The 16717-nt window shown below is 39.3% G+C and carries 16 protein-coding genes, 1 pseudogene and 1 other annotated feature; all 17 genes and pseudogenes read left to right on the forward strand.

The genetic code is table 11. The features are described 5' to 3' along the window. The first annotated feature begins 22 nt into the window (after positions 1 to 22). The 17 genes and pseudogenes from BSO02S_RS06325 (at position 23) to BSO02S_RS06395 (ending at position 16490) form a co-directional block, all read left to right on the forward strand. On the forward strand, positions 23 to 2185 hold the full coding sequence (locus tag BSO02S_RS06325) for an HD family phosphohydrolase (RefSeq protein ID WP_235846874.1): 2163 nt from the start codon (positions 23 to 25) through the stop codon (positions 2183 to 2185). Next, on the forward strand, positions 2182 to 2652 hold the full coding sequence (gene ybeY / locus BSO02S_RS06330; RefSeq protein ID WP_066064130.1) for an rRNA maturation RNase YbeY: 471 nt from the start codon (positions 2182 to 2184) through the stop codon (positions 2650 to 2652). The genes BSO02S_RS06325 and ybeY overlap by 4 nt, the downstream gene beginning before the upstream one ends. Beyond that, on the forward strand, positions 2636 to 3016 hold the full coding sequence (locus BSO02S_RS06335) for a diacylglycerol kinase family protein (RefSeq protein ID WP_066064135.1): 381 nt from the start codon (positions 2636 to 2638) through the stop codon (positions 3014 to 3016). Before ybeY ends, BSO02S_RS06335 begins: the two co-directional genes overlap by 17 nt. A gap of 226 nt (positions 3017 to 3242) precedes the next feature. Further along, a complete protein-coding gene (locus BSO02S_RS06340; RefSeq protein ID WP_066064138.1) occupies positions 3243 to 3644 on the forward strand; it encodes a cytidine deaminase in 402 nt (133 codons plus the stop codon). Then, complete coding sequence (era, locus tag BSO02S_RS06345; RefSeq protein ID WP_096190845.1) at positions 3634 to 4557, forward strand: GTPase Era; 924 nt, start codon at positions 3634 to 3636, stop codon at positions 4555 to 4557. The genes BSO02S_RS06340 and era overlap by 11 nt, the downstream gene beginning before the upstream one ends. A gap of 159 nt (positions 4558 to 4716) precedes the next feature. Beyond that, entirely contained in the window at positions 4717 to 4860 is a 144-nt protein-coding gene (locus tag BSO02S_RS26195; RefSeq protein WP_007087594.1) for a YqzL family protein, read from the forward strand. 36 nt (positions 4861 to 4896) lie between these two features. Beyond that, complete coding sequence (gene recO / locus BSO02S_RS06350; protein ID WP_066064141.1) at positions 4897 to 5649, forward strand: DNA repair protein RecO; 753 nt, start codon at positions 4897 to 4899, stop codon at positions 5647 to 5649. A 50-nt stretch (positions 5650 to 5699) separates the two neighbouring features. Continuing rightward, positions 5700 to 5886: a binding site (T-box leader), on the forward strand. 63 nt (positions 5887 to 5949) lie between these two features. Continuing rightward, positions 5950 to 7332, forward strand: a complete 1383-nt coding sequence (locus BSO02S_RS06355; protein WP_066064288.1) for a glycine--tRNA ligase — start codon at positions 5950 to 5952, stop codon at positions 7330 to 7332. 114 nt (positions 7333 to 7446) lie between these two features. Then, a complete protein-coding gene (gene ccpN / locus BSO02S_RS06360) occupies positions 7447 to 8109 on the forward strand; it encodes a transcriptional regulator CcpN (RefSeq protein WP_157081394.1) in 663 nt (220 codons plus the stop codon). A gap of 34 nt (positions 8110 to 8143) precedes the next feature. Further along, positions 8144 to 8953, forward strand: a complete 810-nt coding sequence (locus BSO02S_RS06365; protein ID WP_066064146.1) for a pyruvate, water dikinase regulatory protein — start codon at positions 8144 to 8146, stop codon at positions 8951 to 8953. 253 nt (positions 8954 to 9206) lie between these two features. Next, positions 9207 to 9326 (forward strand): annotated as a pseudogene (locus BSO02S_RS28615) (hypothetical protein); the annotation flags it as partial. A gap of 257 nt (positions 9327 to 9583) precedes the next feature. Next, positions 9584 to 11392, forward strand: coding sequence for a DNA primase (gene dnaG, locus BSO02S_RS06370; protein ID WP_066064149.1), 1809 nt, complete (start codon positions 9584 to 9586; stop codon positions 11390 to 11392). A 43-nt stretch (positions 11393 to 11435) separates the two neighbouring features. Further along, positions 11436 to 12566, forward strand: a complete 1131-nt coding sequence (gene rpoD / locus BSO02S_RS06375; RefSeq protein ID WP_066064152.1) for an RNA polymerase sigma factor RpoD — start codon at positions 11436 to 11438, stop codon at positions 12564 to 12566. Positions 12567 to 12865: 299 nt separating this feature from the next. Continuing rightward, a complete protein-coding gene (locus BSO02S_RS06380; protein WP_066064155.1) occupies positions 12866 to 14005 on the forward strand; it encodes an acyl-CoA dehydrogenase family protein in 1140 nt (379 codons plus the stop codon). A 201-nt stretch (positions 14006 to 14206) separates the two neighbouring features. After that, entirely contained in the window at positions 14207 to 14590 is a 384-nt protein-coding gene (cccA, locus tag BSO02S_RS06385; RefSeq protein WP_066064158.1) for a cytochrome c550, read from the forward strand. Positions 14591 to 14668: 78 nt separating this feature from the next. Further along, the gene (locus BSO02S_RS06390; RefSeq protein WP_066064161.1) at positions 14669 to 15388 is read left to right on the forward strand and encodes a tRNA (adenine(22)-N(1))-methyltransferase; all 720 of its coding nucleotides are present in this window, start codon (positions 14669 to 14671) and stop codon (positions 15386 to 15388) included. Continuing rightward, positions 15375 to 16490: a Nif3-like dinuclear metal center hexameric protein gene (locus BSO02S_RS06395; RefSeq protein WP_066064164.1), complete on the forward strand. Its 1116-nt coding sequence runs from the start codon at positions 15375 to 15377 to the stop codon at positions 16488 to 16490. Before BSO02S_RS06390 ends, BSO02S_RS06395 begins: the two co-directional genes overlap by 14 nt. Positions 16491 to 16717: the final 227 nt, after the last annotated feature.

The raw sequence follows: 16717 nt of genomic DNA on the forward strand, positions 1-16717 counted from the left end.
TGGAGGGATTTAGTTGGATAAAATGCAGCAACACTTCTTACGGATACGAAAGCTCCTCGATATTACTTTCTTTCGGGTGCTGTTTTTTCTTGTGTTAGGTGCCGTATTATATGCAGCAATGTTTAGTAATGTAAAGCCTGAAAAGCTGGATTTAAGTTTGTTTTCGGTTGCGGAAAAAACAATTCGCTCTCCCGGAACAGTGGAGGATAAAAAAAGCACAGAAAATAAGCGTCAGGATGCTCTCGACCAGGTGCAGGATGTGTATGCCTTAAAAAAGGAATACACGCAAAATCGGGTCGATTTAATGACCTCTATTTTTCAAGCATCTGCTGAAGTAAATGCTGAAATAAATGAAGAAGTAAAGAAGCAGGAAGCACAGGATCCTGAGGAAAAACCAGCTAAACAAGAACCAACTGTTTCGGAAAGGACGATAAGATTAAAGGCAAAATTACCGACCAGTGTCACAAAGGATCTACCTGACCAAGTTTTTTCTCCATTAGTCCAAGCTAGTAATGATGAATTATCTATTGCGAAGGATTTGACCGTTACAGCAATTAACAATGTAATGACGAAAAGAATTTCCGCTGATGAAGTAGAAAATGCCAAAAAAAGAGTGGAAGAAGAATTAAAATATACTACATTAAATGATAATTTAAGAATTGCCGTTATCGAACTTGGCAGATATGCAGTGATACAGAATGAATTTTATGACCCGATTGCAACAGAGGAACTAAGGCAGCAAGCGGCGGAAAGTGTGGAGCCGGTAAAAATTCTTCAAGGACAGGTACTTGTGGAAGAAGGAGAATTAATTAACCAGGATATTTTTCGACAGTTACAGTTAGTGGGTCTACTGGATAATGAGAAATCCTTTAAACCATTTATTGGATTAGTTGTTTTGATTACCATTATCCTTTCATCCATTTATTATTATTTTTATCAAATGAAATCCACTCCAGAAAAAAGACAGACATACTTATTACTATTTGGGATCATTTTTATTCTTTCAGTATTTATTATGAAAATCATCAGTATGCTGCAAATCGTTAATTATGCTTGGATTGGCTATTTATTTCCTGCCGCGATGGGGGGCATGCTAATTAAGATCCTTATCGACGAAAAGCTGGCCATTCTTATGTCGATTATTATGGCGGTTTGTGGCAGTGTTTTGTTCAATGAAGGGGTAGCTGGTACACTGAACTTTTCAGAGGGGATCTATGTCCTATTCAGCGCCTTGGCGGGTATTTTATTTTTGAGCAGCCAGAATCGACGTTTGAAAATTTTGCAAGCGGGCTCATTTGCGGCCGCAGTTAATCTATTAACGATTTTGTCGTTAATGTTCCTGGCTAATGGACAATTTTCAGGGCTTGAGTACGGATATTTTCTGATCACTGCCCTTGTTTCGGGGGTTGGTTCGGCGGTATTAACCATTGGGTTACTGCCATTCTTTGAGGCTAGTTTTGGTATTCTGTCAACGATGAGGTTGATTGAACTATCTAATCCAAATCATCCTCTTCTCCGAAAAATATTAATGGAGGCACCTGGTACCTATCATCATAGTGTAATGGTTGCCAATTTATCGGAGTCTGCTTGTGAGGCAATTGGGGCTAATGGCCTTTTGGCAAGGGTTGGCAGCTATTACCATGATATTGGAAAAACTAAAAGACCAAACTTTTTTATCGAAAATCAAATGCATCATGATAATCCGCATGATCGTCTGCCGCCAGATAAGAGTGCAAACATCATTATTGCCCATGTAAGCGATGGTTCAGCTATTTTAAGGAAATACCACATGCCAAAGGAAATAATTGATATTGCCGAACAGCATCATGGGACAACTTTGCTGAAATTCTTTTATCATAAGGCGGTCCAAAGCAATCCGGAAATAGTGGAGGAGGATTATCGTTATCCTGGTCCAAAGGCACAGACAAAGGAATCTGCGGTGGTCGGCATTGCCGATAGTGTTGAGGCAGCCGTCCGCTCTTTATCACAGCCCACACCCGAATTAATTGAATCGCTTGTCAAGAAAATTATTGCTGACCGCCTTCAGGATGGTCAGTTAAATGAATGTGATATTACCATTAAAGAAATTGAAATCGTCTCCCATACGTTATGTGAAACCTTAAAAGGGATTTTTCATGCGAGAATAGAGTATCCAGAATTGACAAAGAAGGTGAAGCAAGCATGACATTACTAATTGATTGCATCGACGAAACGAATGAACTAGCTGAAGAACAAATGCTTGAAATCGAAAGGTTAATCAATTTTGCTGCAAAAAAACTTGAAATTGAAGAGCATAGTGAGGTTTCTGTAACCTTTGTAACCAATGAAAGAATTCAGGAAATTAATAAGGAGTACCGCGATAAAGATTATCCGACTGATGTTATATCGTTTGCAATGGAAGAACTGGGAGAAGGGGAAATGGAATTGATTGGGGCTGAGATGCCCCGTGTCTTAGGGGATATCATTATCTCTGTTTCAAAGGCAAAGGAGCAGGCAGAGGAATATGGCCATTCTTTTCTTCGAGAACTTGGCTTCCTGGCTGTACATGGTTTTTTGCATTTGTTAGGTTATGATCATATGACAGAGGAAGAGGAAAAGGAAATGTTCACGCTGCAAAAGGAAACTTTAAACGAGTATGGACTCACAAGATAAACGAAAAACCCTGCCATTGTTGAAAACATTTTCATTTGCGTTCACAGGGATAGTGACTGCCCTTAGAACTGAGAGAAATATGCGCTTCCATTTTTTTAGTTCGATTATTGTGGTTATCGCATCTTTATATTTCTCCATAACAAAAACCGAGTGGTTATTTATCCTTTTGGCAATAGGCGGTATGTTTGCCTTAGAATTAACCAATTCCGCTATCGAGCGTGTCGTTGACCTCGTTACAGGAGAGTATCACCCCCTTGCGAAACAAGCAAAGGATTTGGCGGCGGGAGCTGTCTTAGTTTATGCAGTGCTCTCGGTTATAATTGGAATAATCATCTTTTTACCTTATGTACAAAAGCTATTATAATCCTGTCTTAATAAGAGATTTTTTTGTACGATTTGTAATGGGATTCTGAATTCGGTAAAATGACTTAATAGTGCATTAAGACCCCGCTAGGGGAATTTCTCCATTATGAGAAAATTCAAAGTTTTGTAAATTTTTTTATTTCTTTTTCGCTGCAACTAATGATTTTCAATGGAATTTGAGGTAAAATAAAGAAACAGCAGATTATTGCTGGAAGGGAAGAAAAATAGTGAACATCGAACAATTAATTGAAGAAGCAAAGAAAGCAAGAGAAAAAGCCTATATTCCATATTCCAAATTTGGAGTAGGAGCAGCATTGTTAACAAAAGACGGAAAAGTATATCATGGCTGTAATATAGAGAATGCCGCTTACAGTATGTGCAACTGTGGAGAACGTTCGGCCCTTTTTAGTGCCTATTCACAAGGTGATCGGGATTTTGCCTTGCTTGCCGTTGTAGCCGATACAGACCGCCCGTGTTCTCCGTGTGGTGCCTGTCGACAAGTGATTTCTGAACTTTGCCCGCGAGATATGAAAGTGGTTTTAACAAATCTTAAAGGGGATATTCTAGAAATTACAGTTGAAGATTTATTGCCTGGTGCCTTCTCACCGGAGGATTTGCATGTTGAATAACGGGAATGAAAGCAAAGGCTACAAATCAGGTTTTATTTCGATTATAGGCAGGCCGAATGTAGGGAAATCAACCTTTCTTAATCGGGTAATTGGCCAAAAAATTGCGATAATGAGTGACAAACCGCAAACGACGCGCAACAAAATTCAAGGCGTGTTATCACTTAACGACGCCCAAATGATTTTTATAGATACACCAGGTATCCATAAACCAAAACACAAATTAGGCGACTTTATGATGAAGGTTGCACAAAATACGCTAAAAGAAGTTGATTTGATTTTATTTATGGTCAATGCTGAAGAAGGATTTGGGCGTGGAGAAGAATTTATTCTTGAAAAATTCCAAACAGTAAATACGCCAATTTTTCTTGTCATTAATAAAATTGATCAAGTGCATCCTGATGAATTGCTGCCGATTATTGACTCGTATCGAGAAAAATACTCGTTTCAAGAAATCGTGCCAATTTCTGCACTTGAAGGTAATAATGTAGAGCGTCTGTTGGAACAGATTAAGTCCTTCTTACCTGAGGGGCCGCAATACTATCCTGCCGACCAGGTTACCGATCATCCTGAACGGTTTATTATTACTGAGTTGATAAGAGAAAAGGCGCTACATTTAACAAGGGAAGAAATTCCACACTCGTTAGCGGTCGTTTTAGATAAAATGGAACGACGTGAGGGTAAAGATATCATTAATGTTATGGCAACTGTGATTGTTGAGCGTGATTCACAAAAAGGAATTGTTATTGGAAAACAAGGCAGCATGCTAAAGGAAATAGGAAAGCGTGCCCGTGTTGATATTGAGAATCTCCTTGGGTCAAAGGTATATCTAGAGTTATGGGTGAAAGTCCAAAAAGATTGGCGTAATAAGATGTCCCAGCTGCGCGATTATGGCTTCAATGAAGATGAATATTAATTAATTACCCTAACTAAAATATTTTTCAATCAATCAAATTATGCATGGACAACATTAACAAATATTTCGTCTTATGATTTTTGCGCTGGCAGGCTATGATAAATGTAAGGTGTGGGACCGAATTAAGGCTAGTCTATATAATGAAAGGTGGGGTTTTCGATGATGGATTTTACGTGGAAAGTATTCCTCCAGACAGGTAATATTGACACATATCTTCTCTTTAAAGAGCTTGAGAAGGAAAACCAAGAAATACCCGGAAATCTGAATGAAGAACTAGCACAACTTGATTTTCCCGTTTCATAAGCAAGTCTTTCGCGCTATTTAAGAAGGTGGCTTTTAATGCTTCAAAAGTGTGAAGGCATCGTTATTAGAACAACAGATTATGGTGAAACTAATAAAATTGTAACCATATATACAAGGGAATGGGGGAAAATAGGAGTTATGGCGAGAGGTGCTAAAAAGCCTAACAGCCGCCTTTCCTCCGTCACCCAGCTATTTACACATGGATATTTCCTTGTGAATCGAGGAACAGGTTTAGGAAGTATGCAGCAGGGAGAAATTATTTCTTCTATGCGCCAGATAGGTGAAGACATATTTTTAACAGCCTACGCCAGTTATATTATTGAATTAACTGATAAATGTACAGACGAAAAGAAACCGGACCCTTATCATTTTGAATTACTTTATCAAACATTGCATTACATGAATGAAGGGTATGAACCAGATATCCTTATGAATATTTATGAGATGAAAATGTTAAATGTCTTGGGATTACACCCAATCCTAAATCAATGCTCCGTTTGTGGCAGTACAGACGGACATTTTTCTTTTTCGATTCGTGAAGGCGGGTTTATTTGTCATCGTTGTCTCGAAAAAGATCCATACCATTTTAAATTATTACCGGCAACAGTAAAATTATTACGGCTATTTTATTATTTTGATCTTTCAAGGTTAGGAAATATTTCTGTTAAAGAAGAAACCAAGGCCGAGCTCAAGAATGTTATTACGGCATACTATGAGGAGTATTCAGGTCTTTATCTCAAATCAAAGAAATTTCTTCATTCCATGGACCAATTTCGTAATCTTTTATAAAAGCCTTGTTGACAATGTTTGGAGTTTTGGTTAAAATTTTGGTTAATATAATAATTGCTATGATGGAAAAGAGTACTTAGTCATCTCTATAAAAGCGAACCTAGGATGGTGTAAGCTAGGGTATAGGGCACTAATGAAGGCGTTCCTGAGCAATCGAGTGTTAATTTTAACACAGTTTAAAGAGGCTGCATGTTAGCAGCAATTAGGGTGGAACCGCGGGTAACTCTCGTCCCTATGCTTAAAAGCATAGGAACGGGAGTTTTTTGTTTTGTAATAATAAATTTAAAGGAGCTAAAAACAATGGATGTTACGATGGAGAAAGTTGTTTCACATGCCAAACATAGAGGATTTGTTTTTCCAGGTTCAGAAATTTATGGGGGCCTTGCAAACACGTGGGATTACGGTCCATTAGGCGTTGAATTTAAAAACAATATCAAACAGGCTTGGTGGAAGAAATTTGTTCAAGAGTCCCCTTACAATGTTGGACTAGACGCCAGTATTCTGATGAACCCGCGCACATGGGAGGCATCTGGGCATATCGGCAACTTCAATGACCCCATGATTGATTGCAAAAAGTGTAAAGCGAGACACCGGGCTGATAAATTAATTGAAAATGCTCTAGATGAAAAAGGAATAGAAATGATTGTAGATGGTCTCCCGTTTGAAAAAATGGAAGAGCTGGTTAAAGAGCATAATATTGCCTGCCCTGATTGCGGTAGCCATGAGTTTACCGGTATACGCCAGTTTAATTTAATGTTTAAAACCTTCCAAGGGGTAACAGAATCAAGTACGAATGAAATTTTTCTACGTCCAGAAACGGCACAGGGAATTTTTGTTAACTTTAAAAATGTTCAGCGGACAATGAGGAAGAAAATGCCATTTGGTATTGCTCAAATTGGAAAAAGCTTTCGTAATGAAATTACACCTGGTAATTTTACATTCCGGACAAGAGAGTTCGAACAAATGGAATTGGAGTTTTTCTGTAAACCGGGTGAGGAGCTTAAATGGTTTGATTATTGGAAGAACTATGCTGAAACTTGGTTACATTCATTGGGTCTTACGAAAGAAAATTTACGCCTGCGCGACCATTCTGCAGATGAACTTTCTCACTACAGTAATGCGACAACTGATTTTGAATATAAATTCCCGTTTGGCTGGGGCGAATTATGGGGTGTTGCCTCACGAACAGATTATGATTTGAAGCAGCATATGGAATATTCAGGTGAAGATTTCCATTACCTTGATCCTGAAACGAATGAAAAGTATGTCCCATACTGTATTGAACCTTCACTTGGTGCTGACAGGGTAACACTCGCATTCTTGATTGATGCCTTTGCAGAGGAACAGCTGGAAGATGGTACGTCAAGAACGGTAATGCATTTCCATCCCGCCCTTGCTCCATTTAAGGCAGCAATCCTCCCATTGTCGAAAAAGCTGTCTGAAGAGGCAAAAGAAGTTTTTGCTGCATTAGCAAAGCATTTTTCAGTAGATTACGATGAGGCTGGTTCAATCGGGAAGCGTTATCGCCGCCATGATGAAATTGGTACACCGTTTTGTATTACCTATGACTTTGACTCAAAAGAAGACAATATGGTGACGGTACGGGACCGGGATACGATGGAACAAAAACGAATTCCAATTGTGGATCTTATCAGCTTTTTACAAGAAAAGATGGTATTTTAAAGAAAAGGTGCGGGTTTTCCGCACCTTTTCTCTGTAATGGAACGTATACATTTCAAATAAATTGTAATTAGGATATAATAATTTATTAAAGTATGATTTGTCTGAATTAAGCAAATGGAAAAGTTTATTAATAGGTATAATAAGGTGGTGAGGACAATCGAACTAACTAAACGTCAGGAACGTATTTTAGAAATTGTAAAGGAAAATGGGCCGATTACGGGAGAACATATTGCAGATGAATTAAATTTAACCAGAGCAACATTACGACCTGATCTTGCCATATTGACGATGTCTGGTTTTTTGGATGCACGACCGCGTGTCGGGTATTTTTATACCGGTAAATCGAGTGCACAGCTTTTAACTGAAAATCTCCAGAAAATCTATGTAAAAGACTATCAATCAATCCCTGTTGTGGTAAATGAAAATATTTCAGTTTATGACGCCATTTGCACCATGTTCCTTGAAGATGTGGGGACTTTATTTGTAGTGGATCAGAATACTATTCTAGTTGGAGTATTATCTAGGAAGGATTTACTTCGGGCAAGTATCGGCAAACAGGAGCTTTCCACTATTCCCGTTAATATCATTATGACGAGAATGCCAAATATTACGATGTGTGAACGGGAAGATCTACTAATCGATATCGCCAAAAAATTGATTGAAAAACAAATTGATGCCTTACCAGTGGTGAGAAAATCAGAAAAGGGTTATGAGGTAATCGGTAGAATAACAAAAACAAACATTACAAAGGCCTTTGTTGCCCTTGGTGATGAGTAAACAAAAAAATTTTTAAAGGAGCTGTTAAGGGAGAATGAGTTTGCCAATTATTTATGTTGTATCTGATTCCGTCGGGGAAACGGCTGAATTAGTTACTAAAGCGGCGGTTAGCCAGTTTAATGGCTCTGGAATGATATTAAAAACATTCCCATACGTAGAGGACAAGGAACATATCGATGAAGTACTATCGTTAGTTGCTTTGGATAAAGGGATGGTGGCATTTACACTTGTCAAACCTGAGATGCGTACATATATCAGGGAAAGAGCTGAAGAGGAAGGAATTTTTGCGGTCGATTTAATTGGCCCGCTTATGGATCAGATTCAGATATACAGCGGGAAGACTCCTTTATGTGAACCAGGCCTGGTTAGAAAGCTTGATGAGGATTATTTTAAAAAAGTGGAAGCAATTGAATTTGCTGTTAAATATGATGATGGGCGCGATCCGAGGGGGATATTAAAAGCAGATATTGTCTTAATTGGAGTTTCAAGGACTTCGAAGACACCTTTATCACAGTATTTAGCCCATAAACGCTTAAAAGTGGCCAATGTCCCGCTGGTCCCGGAAGTAGATCCGCCGGAGGAACTTTACAAAGTGCCAATTGAAAAATGTTTTGGTTTGAAAATAAGTCCAGAAAAGTTAAACAATATTAGACGGGAACGATTAATTTCTTTAGGATTAAATGATCAAGCCAGTTATGCGAATATCGAGCGAATTAAAGAAGAGCTATCCTTTTTTGAAAAAATCGTAGAAAGAATTAATTGTCCTGTTATAGATGTGACTAATAAAGCGGTGGAAGAAACGGCCAATGTCATCCTAAATTATATTCAAAAAGGGAGACCTTAACACATAATCATTCGATTATGTGTTTTTCAATGAAAAAGAAAAAGAATATTATTGAAAAAAGTTATGGCAAAATGATAATCAATGTACTATAATAAAAAATTGTGATAAAAATGTATCTTTTTAGGTTTAGACTTGCGTGCGAAGGAATAAACTATTTATTGTTAGATGTCAAGGGAAGCCCCCTAAAAAAATTCGACATAAATCCTTTTACAAAAGTTAATTGGTAAAGAAGGAATTTGCGGAGTGATGTAGAATTAATACTTATGTAAAAGGCATTCCGACTATTTTTGTCGATGCAGGCGCTTGTCCGATTAAAGAGGAGAATGTCGAAATTGCATCCGAATCTTCTGCTTGTGTCCTATTTGTTGCCTCTTGAAATCCATGTTAATGAAGAATGTCCTACATAAACGACCTGGAAATATGTTGACTCTGGGAAGGGAATCTGCCGACTTGTTCATAATGAAGCATGCAGTGAAAGGAAGAGGAGAGTTCATGGAAAAGGACCAAAACCTTTTCAAAACAGGAGAACTAGCAAGATTTATGAAGGAATTAACAAAAAATTTGTCGAAATTTGCAGGAATTTAACAAATGCCTGCCGAATACCTGTATGTATAAATGGAGTTGTTTTCAGTGGCGGACCGTATTGCCGAAGAAAAGATTGATCAAGTTCGTCAGGCTGTTGATGTTGTCGAAGTAATCAGCGATTATGTTCAACTGAAAAAACAGGGGCGGAATTACTTCGGATTATGTCCATTCCATGGAGAAAGTACCCCATCATTTTCAGTCTCGCCTGATAAACAAATTTTCCATTGCTTTGGCTGCGGGGCTGGAGGAAATGTTTTTTCTTTTTTAATGGAACTTGAAGGAATCTCATTCCAAGAAGCAGCCATTAAACTAGCTGCAAAGGTAAATATCGATCTTGAAATTAATTTTTCCGCTTCCGGTGGTGAAAAAAGAATTTCAAACGAGCTTCAAGCGTTTCTGAACGCTCACGAGCTGTTACGTAAATTTTACCATCACCTGCTGGTAAATACAAAAGAAGGTCAACACGCATTAGAGTATCTACTCGGCAGGGGTTTTACCCGAGAATCGATTGATAAGTTTCAAATTGGCTATTCTTTAAATTCATGGGATTATGTTTATAAATTCCTTACTAAAAGGGATTTTTCATCAGAATGGATGGAAAAGGCCGGGTTAATTATCAAACGCGAAAGGGATGGGACTTACTTCGATCGGTTTAGGGATCGGATTATGTTTCCAATTTTTGATCGAAATGGTAATACGATTGCTTTTTCAGGGAGATCCCTCGGGGCCGATGAGCCCAAATATCTAAACAGTCCCGAAACAGCAATCTTTAATAAAAGTAAAATTTTATACAATTATCATTTGGCAAAGCCAAGTTTAAAAAAAATGCAGCATGCTGTTTTATTTGAAGGGTTTGCCGATGTCATTGCAGCGGATCGGTCGGGAGTGGAAAATGGCATTGCCACAATGGGGACATCGTTGACAGATGAACATATAGCCCTTTTGCGGCAAAGCGTCCAAACCGTAACGATTTGTTATGATTCTGATAAGCCGGGAATAGAAGCAGCTTTCCGTGCGGGAAACCATCTAAACAATGGGGGCTTTCAAATTAAGGTCGCGATGATGTCAGATGGACTGGACCCTGATGAATACATTAAAAAGTTTGGCCCGGAAAAATTCCGTACTGAGGTTATCGGTGCAAGCTTAACTTGGATGGCTTTTAAATTTCTTTACCTTCGAAGAGGAAAAAATCTTCAACTTGAAGGAGATCGGCTTTCATATATCGAAGAAATAATCAAGGAAATCAGCAAATTGAATAAGGCGGTTGAAAGGGATCATTATTTGCGGCAGCTCGCTGCAGAATTTTCGCTTTCATTAGACGCTTTAAAAGAACAGCAAAAGCAGATTTTCTTTACTGAAAAAAGGTTGTCGGCTGGGAAAAGCGAATCTGTTAAAAAGCCTTTATTAATCGTCAAGCAAGAGAGGGAACTAAAGCCAGCCCATTATACAGCGGAAAGGCGATTAATCGCTCATATGCTGAAAAATCGTGAGGTTGCCTATAAGGTTCAGGATTTACTTGCGGGAAACACGTTTAATTTCGATGAACATCAGGCAATAATAACATATCTGCTAGGATTTTATGAGGATCACCTCGAACCCGATTCCAGCGCATTTTTAACCTATATTCAAGATAATAATCTTAGAAGAATGGTTGCGAACATTGAAATGATGTCGATAAATGATGAGCTTAGCAATCAAGAATTAAGTGATTATATCAAACAGGTGTTGAATTATCAAAAGTTGTTAAAGATAAAAGAAAAAGAAGTGGAACAAAAAGAAGCTGAGCGCCAAAGTGATTTTAGTAAAGCTGCTGCAATTGGAGTTGAAATTATTCAATTGCGTAAATCGCTATAAATTCCATTTTAGTGTCTTTGATTCTGGAAGGAGGGGGACATTTATGGCTGCTGAAAAATCAGCCCGTTCAAAAGAGGTTGAAAATGAATTGACCGTTGAACAAGTAAAAGACCAGTTAACGGCACTGGGTAAAAAAACCGGTGTCCTTGCCTACGATGATATTGCTGAAAAGTTGGCTAGTTTCGAGTTGGATTCACACCAAATGGATGAATTTTACGAGTTCCTTGGTGACCAAGGCGTAGAATTAGTTGGTGAAAGTGATGAGGAAGACCCAAATCCGAAACAACTAGCTAAAGGTGATGATGACGAATTTGATCTCAATGATCTTAGTGTTCCGCCGGGAGTTAAGATAAATGATCCAGTTCGGATGTACTTAAAAGAAATTGGCCGAGTGGACTTGCTTTCCGGTGAAGAGGAAATTAAACTGGCCAACCGTATTGAAGGAGGCGACGAAGAAGCAAAACGACGCCTTGCAGAAGCAAATCTTCGGCTTGTTGTAAGTATTGCTAAGCGCTATGTTGGTCGTGGTATGCTATTCCTTGACCTTATTCAGGAAGGCAATATGGGTTTAATTAAAGCCGTCGAGAAATTTGATTATCGAAAAGGCTTTAAATTCAGCACTTATGCAACATGGTGGATTCGTCAAGCAATCACACGTGCAATTGCGGACCAGGCAAGAACAATCCGTATTCCCGTGCATATGGTTGAAACCATTAATAAGCTTATCCGTGTTCAGCGTCAATTACTTCAGGATCTTGGCCGCGAGCCAACACCAGAAGAAATTGGTGAAGATATGGATCTAACACCTGATAAGGTAAGGGAAATATTGAAAATTGCCCAAGAGCCTGTTTCACTTGAAACACCTATCGGTGAAGAAGATGATTCGCATCTTGGTGATTTTATTGAAGATCAGGATGCAACATCACCTTCAGAGCATGCAGCCTATGAATTATTAAAGGAGCAGCTTGAAGACGTCCTGGATACGTTGACAGACCGGGAAGAAAATGTCCTTCGTCTTCGTTTTGGACTTGATGACGGCCGTACCCGTACCCTTGAAGAAGTAGGCAAGGTCTTTGGTGTTACCCGCGAGCGAATTCGCCAAATTGAAGCCAAGGCATTGCGTAAATTACGCCATCCCAGCCGGAGCAAACGGTTAAAAGATTTCTTAGAATAGATAGAAAAGCGGAAGCCCCTAGGTGCTGAAGCTAGACAAGTATAATTTAGAAATAGTTTACTTCATCATTGAAGTAGGCTATTTTTTTTTTTTTAAAAAGTGTACCATATCGAATTGGGAAATGTAAATGTAAGCACTTTCTGTATTTGTCATTTATTTTACTGAATTGTCTTTCATTTTGCAAATAGACTTCAGAAATAATTTCTTATAAATTATTTAAATGTTGAGATATTTCAATCAATCCTTTTATAATAGAAAAGAAAGCGTATACAAGGAGCTTGAATAGAGGGGGATTGAAAATGAATTTTGATTTAACTTCTGAACAAGAAATGATAAAAAGAACGATTCGCCAGTTTGCTGAAGAGGAAATCGCACCTGGTGCATTAGAAAGGGATCGGACAAAACAATTTCCTGTGGCGATTTTTAAACAATTAGCGGAAATGGGGATTATGGGCCTTCCTTTTCCGGAAGAATACGGCGGGGGCGGGGCTGATACCATTAGCTTTGCGATTGTTACCGAGGAATTAAGCAAGGCCTGCGGCTCAACGGGAATTACATATTCTGCCCATATTTCCTTAGGCGGTGCTCCGCTCTATTTGTTTGGAACAGAGGAGCAAAAACAAAAATATTTAACTCCCATCTGTACAGGGGATTCGTTTGGGGCATTTGGCTTGACCGAGCCAAACGCTGGCTCCGATGCAGGTGGTACTAGGACATCAGCAAAAGAAGAAAATGGTGAGTTTTTAATTAATGGAAATAAGTGTTTTATTACTAACGCAAGTTATGCAAAACATTTGGCTTTAACAGCCGTTACCGCTGAAAGAGACGGGAAGAAGGAAATCAGTGCGATTATTGTCCCGACAAATGCAGTTGGTTTTACTGTCATCGATAATTATGAAAAAATGGGCTTAAACTCATCGAATACAACGGAGCTTGTGTTAGAAGATGTCAGAGTCCCTGTCGAAAACCTTTTAGGGAAGCGCGGAGAGGGCTTTAGACAGTTTTTAATTACACTCGACGGCGGACGTATCGGAATTGGCGCAATGGCGGTAGGGATTGCTCAGGGAGCCTATGAAAAGGCTCTTGCCTATGCGAAGGAACGGAAGCAGTTTGGAAAATCTATTTCTTCATTTCAAGCCATCCAGTTTAAGCTTGCAGATATGGCAATGAAAATTGAATTAGCACGTACTATGGTTTATAAGGCTGCATGGTTAAAAGACCAAGGCAGGCCATTTTCCAAGGAAGCTGCGATGTGTAAGCTGTATGCCTCAGAAATTTGTATGGAAGTGACTGACCAAGCAGTACAAATTCATGGAGGGTACGGTTATATGAAGGAATATCACGTGGAAAGAATGATGCGTGATGCAAAGCTCCTTGAAATTGGTGAGGGTACTTCGGAAATTCAGCGAATGGTTATTTCGCGATTAATTGGTTGTTAATAAAAATAAAATAGGGGAAAATAACAAGAGGCTTTTTAAAATAAATTAATTTTATTTAGCCTCTTTCTTGCTTTCTTCAAAGATTATAGTGATAAAATAAGTTTAGGGCTTTTCCTTCTGTTAATTTTCAAGTAAAATAGTAGTTGTTTGCAGACTATTTTTATTAATTTTCAGATGTTTGTACATAAGGGAGGTTATTTCATGAAACGAAATCCGGTTATTCCTTACATTCTCATCATGGTTTTTGGTATTGGGCTAATATTTTTATTGTCCTTCAAAGGCCTGAGTGATGGAAAAGAGGTAGCTAAGGATAATGGTAAAGGGGCTGGTGCTGGTGGCACGAAAACAGAAGAAACCGCTTCAGCCAAGCCAGAAGACATCTATAAAAATGCCGGTTGCATTGGCTGCCACGGCGACCAGTACCAAGGGGGAGTAGGTCCTGCATTAAAAGGTATTGGTGATAAGTTATCAAAAGACGATATCAAAGGATTTCTTACGAATGGCAGTCCAAAAGGAATGCCGCCTGGATTGGTAAAACCAGAACAAATGGATGCCATGGTGGAATGGGTATCAAAAATTAAATAAGTAAAATAAGAAAGGTCCTTTGCATCTGTAAAGGACTTTTTTATACTATAAGAATTACATAAAGAAGTGGTGGTATTTTTGAATACAGATAAATTATCAGACCGATTAGCCGCAGTGGCTAAATATGTTCCCAAGGATGCGAGGCTTGCAGATATTGGATCTGACCATGCTTATTTACCTTGTTTCCTTGCAAAAAACTCAGGCATTACCTTTGCTATTGCCGGTGAAGTGGCCCATGGTCCATACCAATCTGCGAAAAGTAATGTTGCGGCCGAAGGATTAGCTGAGATTATTTCCGTACGAATGGGTGACGGACTAGAGGTTATTGAACCGGAAGAAGTCGATTGTATTACCATTGCCGGTATGGGCGGAGCGTTAATAAAAAGTATTTTAGAAAATGGCAAAGACAAACTGAATTCAGTCAAACGTCTTGTCTTGCAGCCGAATATTAGTGCTATATCGATTCGAGAATGGTTTATAGACAATAACTGGGAGCTTGTGGCAGAAGAGATAATCGAGGAAGACGGAAAGATTTACGAGGTTTTAATTGGGGAGAAGGGCAATCCCCATAGGCCCTATGGAGCTGCCTTGGATAAAGGGCTATTAATGGGACCCTTCCTTGTGCAAAAGCATGATGAAATTTTTACGAAAAAATGGTCGGCCGAAAAGAAAAATTGGCAGCGCATTTACGAGGCTCTTGAGGATGCAACCGAAACAGCAGAAACAATTGAAAAACAGCAAGAGTTAATCAATAAGATAAGACTGGTGGAGGAGGTTTTGAAGAATGAAGAATCCTAATGGTCATGAAGTCATTCAACTTTTTGAACAGTTTTCGCCGAAGGGTTTGGCGATGGAAGGGGATAAAATAGGCTTACAAATTGGTCGTTTAAATAAAAAGGTTGAACGGATTATGATTGCCCTTGATGTGTTAGAAAATGTGATTGACGAGGCAATCGAAAAAAACGTCCAGCTTATTATCGCCCATCATCCGATTATTTATCGGCCGCTTAAAAATCTGCTTACTGATACGGTTCAGGGGAAAATGATTGAAAAGTTGGTAAAGCATGATATTGCTGTTTATGCCGCGCATACAAACCTTGATGTGGCGAAGGGTGGTGTGAATGACCTTTTGGCGGCAGCCTTGGGCTTAGAGGACACAGAAGTGCTCGTCCCTACATTTGATACAAAGTTGAAGAAACTAGTCGTTTTCGTCCCTTCCAGCCACGCTGAGGAGATTAGGCAAGTCCTTGGACAGGCAGGGGCCGGTTTTATCGGCAATTACAGCCATTGTTCGTTTTCTGGGAATGGGACGGGTCGGTTTTTACCGGGAGAAAATACTAATCCATTTGTAGGAGTGTCAGGGGAGTTAGAGGAAGTGGATGAGGTTAGACTTGAGACCATTGTTCCTGAGCCGCTTCTGAAGAAGACAATCACAGCGATGATTAAAGCGCATCCGTACGAGGAGGTAGCGTATGATGTGTACCCTCTTGAAAATAAAGGGGAAGTCCTCGGTCTTGGCAGAATTGGAAAGGTCGGTGAAATGACGCTTGGAGAATTTGCGAAAAAAGTAAAAACGGCACTTGGGGTCTCAAATGTCCGCGTCGTTGGAGATTTAAGCGCTAAAGTAAAAAAGGTTGCGGTTTTAGGCGGGGACGGCAATAAATATTTCATGAATGCCAAATTTAAAGGTGCCGATGTGTATGTCACAGGAGATATTTATTACCACACCGCACATGATGCGATGATGCAAGGTCTGAACATGATTGACCCCGGCCATAACGTCGAAAAAGTGATGAAAAAAGGGCTGACGGCGGCGTTACATAAGATGTGCCAAGAAGCAGGCTTTAACGTTGAGATTTTCCCTTCGGAAGTAAATACGGATCCTTTTCAATTCATATAAGAAAAGGACCAGCGGCATAAAACCGATGAAGGGCTCATGAGGACAAAATGACGAGGAAACCAAGAAAATTGTCCTCAAGAGGGGCTCATGAGGACAGAAATGGCGGGAAAACCAAGGAAATTGTCCTCATGAAGGGCTCATGAGGACAGAAATGGCGAGAAAACCAAGAAAATTGTCCTCATGAAGGGCTCATGAGGACGAAAATGGTGAGAAAGCCAAGAAAATTG

This window comes from Neobacillus soli NBRC 102451, assembly GCF_001591665.1.
In the GTDB taxonomy this organism is placed as follows: domain Bacteria; phylum Bacillota; class Bacilli; order Bacillales; family Cytobacillaceae; genus Neobacillus; species Neobacillus soli.